The sequence below is a fragment of the Aquibacillus koreensis genome (assembly GCF_025154055.1).
GTDB lineage: Bacteria > Bacillota > Bacilli > Bacillales > Amphibacillaceae > Aquibacillus_C > Aquibacillus_C koreensis.
In genome coordinates this window covers 71,568-81,236 of record NZ_JAOALK010000002.1, presented here as the reverse complement: position 1 = coordinate 81,236, position 9,669 = coordinate 71,568, and the positions used below count along the sequence as shown (strand labels likewise).

Below are 9,669 nucleotides of genomic sequence, written 5' to 3'. Positions count from 1 at the left end.
ACTCCTGCGGGAACAGCGCGAGCCGAAGATCCACTCAGGAGCGCTCTTTGCTCCTGAGTTAGCTGAGGCCGTGCCCGCGGAAAGGGAGCCAATTTAACTTGAGTAGCGGGTCAGATAATTACGACAGAGTTTATATAAATCTAGTCATAACAACCTTATAGAAATAGCTAAACAATAGTTATCGCACCTATTACTATGATGGTATAAAATAGTATTTGACCGTTTGGAGTAAAGGAGCAATTGGAAATGATATCTCTACTAACGAATCAACAAGCAGAACAGATAAGAAATTGGAAATACGAGGCACCATATGATTTTTATAATCATGACGATAGTGAAGAGGGAATGCAAGAACTATTAAACGGAACCTTTTATGGTTGCTTGAATGAAAAGCAACAATTAATCGGCTATTATTGTTTCGGGCAATCAGCTCAGGTGCCGGGTGGAGTATTGGAAGGTGTATATAAAAAAGTCGCGTTAGACATTGGGTTAGCAATGGACCCTAACCATACAGGGAAAGGATTTGGAGAATCATTTATCAATAAAGGCCTGCGATTTGCCACTGAGCTATTTTGCCCCAATACGATACGCCTAAGTGTGGCTTCATTTAATAAAAGAGCAATAACAGTATATAAAAGGGCAGGATTTGAATATAAAGATATGTTTAACAATAAGGGCACTTCTTTTATAACAATGGAATATGCTGTTTCCTATAAGGCAGAAGCTTCACCATGATTAGCTTAATCAATGAAGACTTTTTCTGCATTTAATCCAATTAAAAAATGTAAAAAGGAAGGCTCTCCACCTTCCTTTTATCATCGATATTATTCGCTATTGTTCTAAAAGTGTTACAGATACACTTACGTCTAATGTATGCCCGCCTCCACGATAGACACCTTGGAGTGGACTTACATCCCCATAATCTCTTCCTGTACCAACACGAATATGATTTTCAAGCGCTTCTACGTTATTTGTAGGGTCTAATCCTACCCAACCAATTCCTGGCACCATAATTTCTACCCATGCATGTGTAGCAGAATCGCCAATAAGTGCCGAATTTTCACCTACATACAAATACCCACTAACATAGCGCGAAGGTATGTTATTATTTCGCAGAATGCCTAGCATGACATGTGTAATATCCTGACAAACACCCTTCTTAAGATCAAACGCTTCACTTGCCTTCGTATTCACGTGTGTAGCGTCACCGTCATAATTAAACGTTTCATGTAAGTATCGCATAGTATCAATAGAAAACTTTACCGGATTTTTCATTTCACCAATTTTTTGTATAACTTCATGTATTTGCCTTGGTTGCAAATAGGTGTACTCTGTTTCATTTAGAAAGGACAAATAATGATGCCGAAATAAGTCTGAATGAAAAATAGACTTCATCTCGGGAGAATAGTCAATCCGGTGAATAAATGGACTTTTTTGGATACTTACAACAGAAGTTGTTCCTACTTCTAATGATTGATGTTGTTCAGGGATAAAAAACGTTTCTACATGATTTCCCCACAAGTCGATGTAATCCTTTGTTAATGAAGTTGGTTGTATATTAGCTTGATAGGATAATAATCGTTGGCATTCGTCAGTTCGTGGCTTTAACCTAATGGTATTCGAACTTTGATTGACTGGCGTCTCATAATTAAAACGATTAATATGAACAATTTGATACTTCATGCTTGATCTCCGCTCCACATCACATTGTTTATTTTGATAAAGATCTCCAGCTCCTTCCAGATCTTTATCAGTCTCAATCAAATAATACGTCCTCGAGAAAATAGATCCTAATTCAATACAACTTTGTTGCAATCGATGCAACATATCACATAGCTCTAGAATCTTAATACCTTCCATTTTCACCTTATCAAATTCTTCTAACAACTGATCTAGTGATGCATATAGTTCCCATGAATAGTGTGATACTTTTCCTTCTTCTAGTTGAAAAATTGCCTCTCTGACATGCTCAATACAATAAACAATCGAACGGGGGAATGCATCGTTTGAAATAAGAAATGACAAGACAAGGTTTGGCACCATTCTAGGGGGATTTTGTTTTAAATAAGCTTCATAACCATTAACGAGTTGTAAAGCAGTTCTCCAATAATAATAGTATGCCCCCTGGTACTGATAATGTTCCTCTCGTTTTATCGTATGTTGACAAACTACATTTAAAATAAGTGTTGTTTTCTCTGCTCGTTCTAGCCATTTACCAATTTTTATAAATCTGTAAGCAGTATTACCTCTCGTCATAGAGGATTCTATAATGCCTTGCACAGTTAATGAAGTCTGCTTGAGCCGCTTTAATAATTCTTGCAGTTCTTCTTTTTTCCAATTTACTTTGTTGAATTCTTGGAATAATAAATAGAAATCATTCCATGTTTCCCACAAGTCATCTGGTAAATGATCCCTTGTTACTTTTGCGTTTTCACGAGCAAATCGGACACAATTTGCTATGGAATTTAAATTACTTTCTGAGAATAATAAATAGTTGATTATATCCTTCTCTGAAGATAAAGAAAGGCTAGCTTCACGATATTCTTGTAATGATCCACATATTTCTATTACCATTTCCCAATCATGATTAGCTAATGTTTCTTCCTCTGATGCTTCTAATATTTGTATTAATTGGATACTTAATATCCTTGCATTATTTTCTGCTCGCTCTATATAACGCGACATCCAATAAAGCGAATCTGCTACCCTACTGAGCATGTTGTTCGTCACCCCTATCCGATTTCAAAATCCACGTATCCTTTCCACCACCGCCTTGAGAAGAGTTTACGACTAGCGAACCCTCTTTTAAAGCTACCCGAGATAACCCACCTGGCAATACATTTGTTTCTTCCCCTCTCATCACAAACACTCTTAAGTCAACATGACAAGGGTAAAAACGTTCATTCTGAAAAGATGGAGCACGTGATAGTTTGATCATTGGTTGTGCAATATATTGATAAGGTTTTTCTAATATTTTGTTCCGAAAACTTTCTATCTCATCTTTGGAAGCATGAGGGCCAATAAGCATGTCATATCCTCCAGAAGCACCTACATTTTTAATAACCAATTGTTCAAGTCGTTCAAGCACCCAATCACGCTGTTTTTTTTCTCTAAGACGGTACGTTTCCACATTGGGGATAATTGGTTCTTCTTTTAAATAATATCGGATCATATCTGGTACATAAGCATACATTGCTTTATCATCCGCCACTCCATTTCCTATCCCATTTAAGATAGAAACATTTCCTTTTCGATATGCCTGTAACAGGTTAGTGACACCTAGAGTCGAATCTTTATGAAAGGCTACTGGATCAAGGTAATCATCATCAATTCGTCGATAAATAATATGTACCCGCTCTAAACCTTTTATCGTTTTCATATAAACTTTATCGTGCTTGACTAACAAGTCACGTCCCTCTACTAACTCTAAGCCCATTTGTTGAGCCAAGAACACGTGATCATAATAAGCTGAATTATATATTCCTGGTGTTAATAACACTGCTCTTGGTGATACTCCATTTTCTAATCCTAATGGTTTGTGTGAAAGAATTGCATCATGCAAAGAAGAAAGCTGATGTTCTAATGTTATAAGAGAATGTTTGGAGAAAAATTCCGGGTAAACTTGGCGCATCACATAACGATTTTGATAAACGTATGACATACCTGATGGGTTTCTGAGGTTATCTTCTAATACAAGATATTGTCCATTTTCATTTCGTACTAAGTCTATTCCTGCTAAAAAAATGTGATTTCTTAATGGGATCTTCATCCCTTTCATTTGTTGTCCATAGTAATATGGATTTTCCTCCACCAATTCCCGGGGAATCAATCCATCTTTTATAATATACTGCTCATTATAGATGTCCTCTAAAAATAAATTTAATGCTTCTGTTCGTTGGATCATTCCTCGTTCAATTTCGTCCCAATCCTTACTTGGAATAATAACTGGAATGAAATCAAAAGGCATCGTTCGTTCCGTGTTTTGATTAGCATCATAAACAGTAAACGTAATACCTTGTCTCAGAAATGAAAGTTGTGCGGTTTCATGCTTTTTCTTTAACTCATCTTGTGAAAATTGATTTAGTATCTGATGAAATTTATGATAGTGTGGCTTTGGTAACCCATCTTGCCGTAACATCTCATCAAAGAACGGCGCTGTTTTGTATGGTCTAAACAAATCAATCTCCCCCTATTAAATTTTTATTTCAATATAATTCTTCTTCGACATTTCACTTAAAATCCCTCTATTTTCCTTCATAATATGATTTTAGTTCAGATAATATACTAGATTTACTTATGCGTTTTTTGCTCTCTTATGCTATGTAATCTATCAATATATATGCGTATGATTACATACAAAACGACCCTTCCTCACTAGAGAAATGGTCGTTTTAGATGTTGGTCTTTTTATTTTGTATCAGGATCTGGATGTACATCGGACGTACGAATAACATTTAATGGCGTGTCATGTAGCCACTTTGGCGCTGGTTTTAATTTAGGTTTTTTACCAAATGGCACTGGATTCTCCACATAATTAAACACGCCGCAGCCATCCATACTTGGGCCATATGCCCAACGCCCTTTAGCACTTTCATTTCCAGCTGAATAGTTAAATAGAGTATAGGAAACTTCTTGTTTTTCTAATTCTCTAGGGAATGTACTAGGTACAACTACATTCTCTTTTGCTTCTAACTCTGCAATGGCCGCTAACCATTGGTTTTGGTGCATCGTATCCCTTGCTATTAGCCAAGATAACATATCTTTCACGCCACGATCATCTGTTTCTTCATATAATCGTACAGCTTGCAGTCTTCCCATTGACTCAGCAGTAAGATTCGCGCGCATGTCAGCTAGTAAATTTCCACTTGCACCAATATAGGATGCAGTCCAACGATTACCCACACTATCTACTGGCATAGCTCCTGCACCAGAAACAATGGCGTGTTGGGGATTTGTACCACCAAGTATAGCAGCTACAACAGGATCTGATACCGCTTGATCTAAATCAACTTCCGGTGTATTTTCTAATAATCTGGCAATCATCGTCGCCAGCATTTCAATATGTGCAAGCTCCTCTGCACCAGTATCCATTAAGAGGTCTCTGTATTTGTTATCTCCACCTCTTACATTCCAACCTTGAAACAAGTATTGCATTGCGACCGATATTTCTCCATATTGCCCACCTAAAATTTCCTGCAGTTTCTTTGCATAAACAGGATTAGGTCTGTCTGGTTTTGCGCGGTATTGTAATTCTTTAACATGATAAAACAATGTATGAACACCTCACCTTTTATATTAGGGATCTCTTTCTCCCCTAATTACCTACTTATGCAAAAACTGCAAAAAGGTGCTATATACCATACTAATATTAGCAAATAAAAAAACCTCGCTACATTTTTTGTAACAAGGATTTTTGGTTTTAGTAGTTCTATTCACTAACCTAGATAGCGATGATACAAAGTTTTAGCTTCTGAGATATCTTTTGTTCCATGTATTAAGACTCTTCCATCTCTAAACACAACAAGCCTGTGATTTCGCATAGAAAAAGAAAGTAAATATGGATTGAGCGTAACTTTTGCACCCTGACCTTTAAAGATGGCAGCAAGCTTATCTAAATCCCTCTCTATCTTTTCCGGTGGTCTAATTTGTACTGTATCTCTTCCACATAACACAGCGGTTTTTGTTTGATTTTCCTTTGATAAGTTGGGATAAGTAGGTGTTTCACCACAGGATAGACAATTTTCTTTTTTCATTTTGTCCACACCGATGGCTGTATGATGGTTTTTCCACAGATCAAAAGAAACTAATTTCTTTCGAAGTGAATCATAGTCTTCTACTAATATTTTAAGCACCTCTGAAACTTGATAAGAAACTACCATTTGCACCGCAGGACCAATAATTCCAGCTGTATCACATGTTAATCCGCCCATTGGCACCCGTTCTAACAAGCATTGTAAGCATGGTGTTTCACCAGGAAGAATGGTATAGCTAATACCATAGCTACCTACACAGGCACCATATATCCATGGAACATTATATTTTTGTGAAATATCATTTATAATCATACGAATGTCAAAATTATCTGTTGCATCTATAATTATATCAATTCCTAATACAAGGTCTTCCATTTCTTCAATAGATACATCCATAACACGCGCTATAATCTCGACATCGCTATTAATTTGTTTTAGCCTGTTTTCTGCAGCAACCGCTTTGGGTATTCTGTCGGATGCATCTTCTTCACTATACAATTGTTGTCGTTGTAAGTTACTCCATTCTACATAATCACGATCCACAATTGTTACCTTTCCAACACCAGCACGAACGAGACCTTCTGCGCTACCTGTACCCAGTGCACCTGCACCAATAATAAGCACATGCTTATTTCTTATTTTCGCTTGACCTTCTACTCCAATCGGGGAGAAAAGCTCTTGGCGGGAATAACGGTCATTCACTTGGTATTCATCCCTTCATTGTATATTTTCTCTACACTATAATAAGCTACCACTTCATTGGCATTTTAGTTTTTCTTTAAAAGAGCAATATTGAATAAATATTATCACATTTCACCATTCTTTATAGCACTAGCGTAATTGTTACCGCTTCTCTTATTTAATTCTACTATACTAGGAGTTTGTATGATATATCTTTCCTCCTAAACTAGCTCTAATTTATCCGTATATGCTTTCACGGCCTCTAAAGGATCTTCCGCCTCAAGTATGCCTGACATGATTGCAATCCCTTTTGCTCCAGCTTTTAAAATTTGCGGCACATGGTTTGGTTTTATTCCACCAATCGCAATAATTGGTATATTACTTAGCTCCACTATTTGATTAAGTTGTTCAATACCTCTTGGTTCTAAACCCTGTTTAGAATTAGTTGGAAATATGTGACCAAAAATCATATAATCAACACCTTGCTCCTGGGCTATTTTCACCTCATCGACGGAATGAACGGAGCATCCAACTTGTAAGCTAGGAAACTCTTTCTTTACCAAAATGGGAGGAATGGAATGATAGGCAAGCTGCACACCTTTCACATGGGTAGCCAGTGCCACATCAACACGGTCATTTATGATAATTTTTGAAGGTGGTACGCCATGATCTATTAATACTAAAACTGTATCTAACATCCATTTAGCTGTCTTATCTTTTTCTCGTATATGAATAGCATGCACGTAACGATGAAGTTCACTTGCAAGCGCAACAAATTCCTGTCTTGATTGTCTTCCTGTTGATATAAGGTGAAGTTCGATACCCATTTTCACAGCTCCTACACATAAAAATAAAGAAACTACTCCTGAAGAGTAGCTTGTAAGTCACGTTATTACTTCCGTATAGATTATGCATTTTTTATAATAGTACAACCCATGTCAGTTACCATTGTAACGTACATCCTCTATATTAACATACGACATATAGAGAGTAAGTAAATAAGCTAAAAGAATAAAGATTAAAAAATAGATAACAAAGAACAAATCAACTTTGGAAAACCCAATTTGATAGTAATAGGTCCTATTTTGTACAATAGAAAAACGCTTTGCTTCCATTGCAATTGCAATACGGTGTGCCCTTCTTATACTTTGTGCAAGTAAAGGAATTGAATAAGCTTTAAGCTTTTTGTAAAAACCTTTCATTCCTTTGTAATCTTGAACACCGCGCACTTTTAATGCATACCTTAGTGTTTGTAATTCTTCCACCATAATTGGAAGCAACCGAATCGATGCCATAAAACTGTAAGCATATTTAGGTTTAAGCTTTAACTGTTGCATGAGTGAGTAAAACAAAAATACTGGTCTTGTTGTTAGGGCAAAAACCACACCAAGTACCGCAAATACAAAACCACGCAATCCTAAATGTAATCCTCTAAAAAAACTTTCCTCAGAAATATGAACAAGTCCCCACTCAAACCATGTTATATCCCCTTTACCAAAGAAGATCATTGAAGTAGAAGAGGTTATGAAAATGATTAAAAACGGAATCGCAATAAGGCAGAGTCTTTTCCATGGATGTCCAGTAAAAAACAAGTAAATGAGAAGCGGTGCAAACAAAAAGTTAATTAAAAAGTTTATGTTATGGATAAATAACAATCCAATGAATAACAAGACAATAAAGATAAACTTCAAACTTGGATTAATTTTATGAAACCAAGTCTCTTGAAACGAGAAATCTATTTGCATTTATTTGCCTCTCTTTCACAAAACTATTTCTTGTTTGTTCTTATTTTTATAGACAAGAGAAGAGCAATCTTCTACTAATCTTCCTTCACTGATCGTCCAAACCCTCGTAGCGAAATACTCTACAATGGATAAATCATGTGTCACCATGATAATGATCGTACCTTTTTCTCTAAGTTGTTCTAGTTGCTCTAACATGCCAAAGGTATTTTTAGCATCTTGACCAAATGTAGGTTCATCAAGTAATAATATGGGTTGTTCTTTTACAATAGCAGCGGCAACACTTAGTCGACGTTTTTGACCCATGGAAAGTTGATATGGATGATTTTCTCGGACATTGCGAAGATGAAAAATCTCTATTAACTTATTTACCCGTTCTACTATTCTATCTTCAGGCCATTTCTCTAATCGAAGGGTAAAAGCTATTTCGTCATACACAGAATTTGTAACGAATTGGAATTCCGGATTTTGAAATACAAAAGTGAGAAAATTAGTGAAGGTATCTATTTCTTGATATTTTTGTTCAAAAATTCGGTAATCACCTTTCGATTTTACCAGTTGCATTAAGGCATGTAATAAGGTACTTTTCCCAGCACCATTTTTTCCAATTACTGTAATCCATTCCCCCGGATATACGCAAGCATTATCTATAGCAATCTTTTGTTCTTTGCCTCTAAACCCAACAAACTTCGAAACGTGAAGTGAAGGTCGATCTTCTTCCTTTACAGACTTTACAGGAGCTTTTTTATTCGTTGATGCTAAATAATCTTTCCAAACATTTGGGTACCAAATGCCTTTATCAATTAGAAATTGTTTATTTTCCTTAAAAACGGTCTCGCTTGGTCCATCGGCAACAATGCTTCCTTGATCATTTAAGAGAATAACGCGATCAACAAACGCAACAATATGATCAATTTGGTGTTCCACAATAATAAGTGTTTTATCTTCACCTATCGATTTGATCGTATCCCATACCTCTTTAGTTCCATCAGGATCTAACATTGCAGTAGGCTCATCTAGAAACAGTACTTCTGGCTCCAACGCTAATACAGATGCAATCGCTAACCTTTGTTTCATACCGCCCGATAACTTATTTATATTTGTATGAATATCCTCCAGATGTAATCCAACCTGCTTCAAGTAGTGAAGCATGCGATCTCTCATTTTTTCTTGCGGAACTTGAAGGTTCTCTAGAACAAATGCAAGCTCTTCATCTACAAATGGCATGCAAAACTGTGTGTCTGGATCTTGAAATAAGAATCCCCATGAAGATGGCACTTGTATTTTTTCAGCCTTTATTGGCACTTCAATAGAATTTGGAATTAAGCCAGTTAAAACCTGTAGCAATGTGGATTTACCTGATCCAGAAGGGCCAATTATTAATACCTTTTCACCTTTTCGAAAAGAAAGGGAAAAATCCCTAAATAATAAAGATTCTGCCCCTGGAAATTTCAATCTTAAGTTACGCACACTTGTGATTGTTGTCATCATAT

Annotated in this window: 8 protein-coding genes; 1 reads left to right on the top strand and 7 read right to left on the bottom strand. The window is 36.3% G+C overall.

What is annotated here, in order from left to right; all coding sequences use genetic code 11:
- The first annotated feature begins 246 nt into the window (after positions 1-246).
- The gene (locus NYQ66_RS00605; RefSeq protein WP_259865737.1) at positions 247-735 is read left to right on the top strand and encodes a GNAT family N-acetyltransferase; all 489 of its coding nucleotides are present in this window, start codon (positions 247-249) and stop codon (positions 733-735) included.
- A 96-nt stretch (positions 736-831) separates the two neighbouring features.
- Here the strand turns inward: NYQ66_RS00605 and NYQ66_RS00600 are convergent, their stop codons facing one another.
- The 7 genes from NYQ66_RS00600 to NYQ66_RS00570 all read right to left on the bottom strand — a co-directional run bounded on the left by NYQ66_RS00600 (position 832) and on the right by NYQ66_RS00570 (position 9,664).
- Positions 832-2,718: an alpha-E domain-containing protein gene (locus NYQ66_RS00600; RefSeq protein WP_259865735.1), complete on the bottom strand. Its 1,887-nt coding sequence runs from the start codon at positions 2,716-2,718 to the stop codon at positions 832-834.
- The gene (locus NYQ66_RS00595) at positions 2,708-4,177 is read right to left on the bottom strand and encodes a circularly permuted type 2 ATP-grasp protein (RefSeq protein ID WP_259865733.1); all 1,470 of its coding nucleotides are present in this window, start codon (positions 4,175-4,177) and stop codon (positions 2,708-2,710) included. The genes NYQ66_RS00600 and NYQ66_RS00595 overlap by 11 nt, the downstream gene beginning before the upstream one ends.
- 230 nt (positions 4,178-4,407) lie before the next feature.
- Positions 4,408-5,271 (bottom strand): manganese catalase family protein, encoded by an 864-nt coding sequence (locus tag NYQ66_RS00590; RefSeq protein WP_259865731.1) that lies wholly within the window; start codon positions 5,269-5,271, stop codon positions 4,408-4,410.
- A 164-nt stretch (positions 5,272-5,435) separates the two neighbouring features.
- Positions 5,436-6,455 (bottom strand): thiazole biosynthesis adenylyltransferase ThiF, encoded by a 1,020-nt coding sequence (locus NYQ66_RS00585; protein ID WP_259865728.1) that lies wholly within the window; start codon positions 6,453-6,455, stop codon positions 5,436-5,438.
- A gap of 200 nt (positions 6,456-6,655) precedes the next feature.
- Positions 6,656-7,261 carry a thiazole tautomerase TenI gene (tenI, locus tag NYQ66_RS00580; RefSeq protein ID WP_259865726.1) on the bottom strand — a complete coding sequence of 202 codons (606 nt, stop codon included), beginning with the start codon at positions 7,259-7,261 and terminating at the stop codon, positions 6,656-6,658.
- Positions 7,262-7,372: 111 nt separating this feature from the next.
- A complete protein-coding gene (locus NYQ66_RS00575) occupies positions 7,373-8,179 on the bottom strand; it encodes an energy-coupling factor transporter transmembrane component T family protein (protein ID WP_259865724.1) in 807 nt (268 codons plus the stop codon).
- A 15-nt stretch (positions 8,180-8,194) separates the two neighbouring features.
- On the bottom strand, positions 8,195-9,664 hold the full coding sequence (locus NYQ66_RS00570) for an ABC transporter ATP-binding protein (protein WP_259865722.1): 1,470 nt from the start codon (positions 9,662-9,664) through the stop codon (positions 8,195-8,197).
- Positions 9,665-9,669 lie beyond the last annotated feature (5 nt).

Excerpts from the sequence above, each read along its gene's own strand:
- NYQ66_RS00605 (WP_259865737.1), top strand. The coding sequence starts at position 247 with ATGATATCTCTACTAACGAATCAACAAGCAGAACAGATAAGAAATTGG.
- NYQ66_RS00600 (WP_259865735.1), bottom strand. The coding sequence starts at position 2,718 with ATGCTCAGTAGGGTAGCAGATTCGCTTTATTGGATGTCGCGTTATATA.
- tenI (WP_259865726.1), bottom strand. The coding sequence starts at position 7,261 with ATGGGTATCGAACTTCACCTTATATCAACAGGAAGACAATCAAGACAG.
- NYQ66_RS00575 (WP_259865724.1), bottom strand. The coding sequence starts at position 8,179 with ATGCAAATAGATTTCTCGTTTCAAGAGACTTGGTTTCATAAAATTAAT.
- NYQ66_RS00570 (WP_259865722.1), bottom strand. The coding sequence starts at position 9,664 with ATGACAACAATCACAAGTGTGCGTAACTTAAGATTGAAATTTCCAGGG.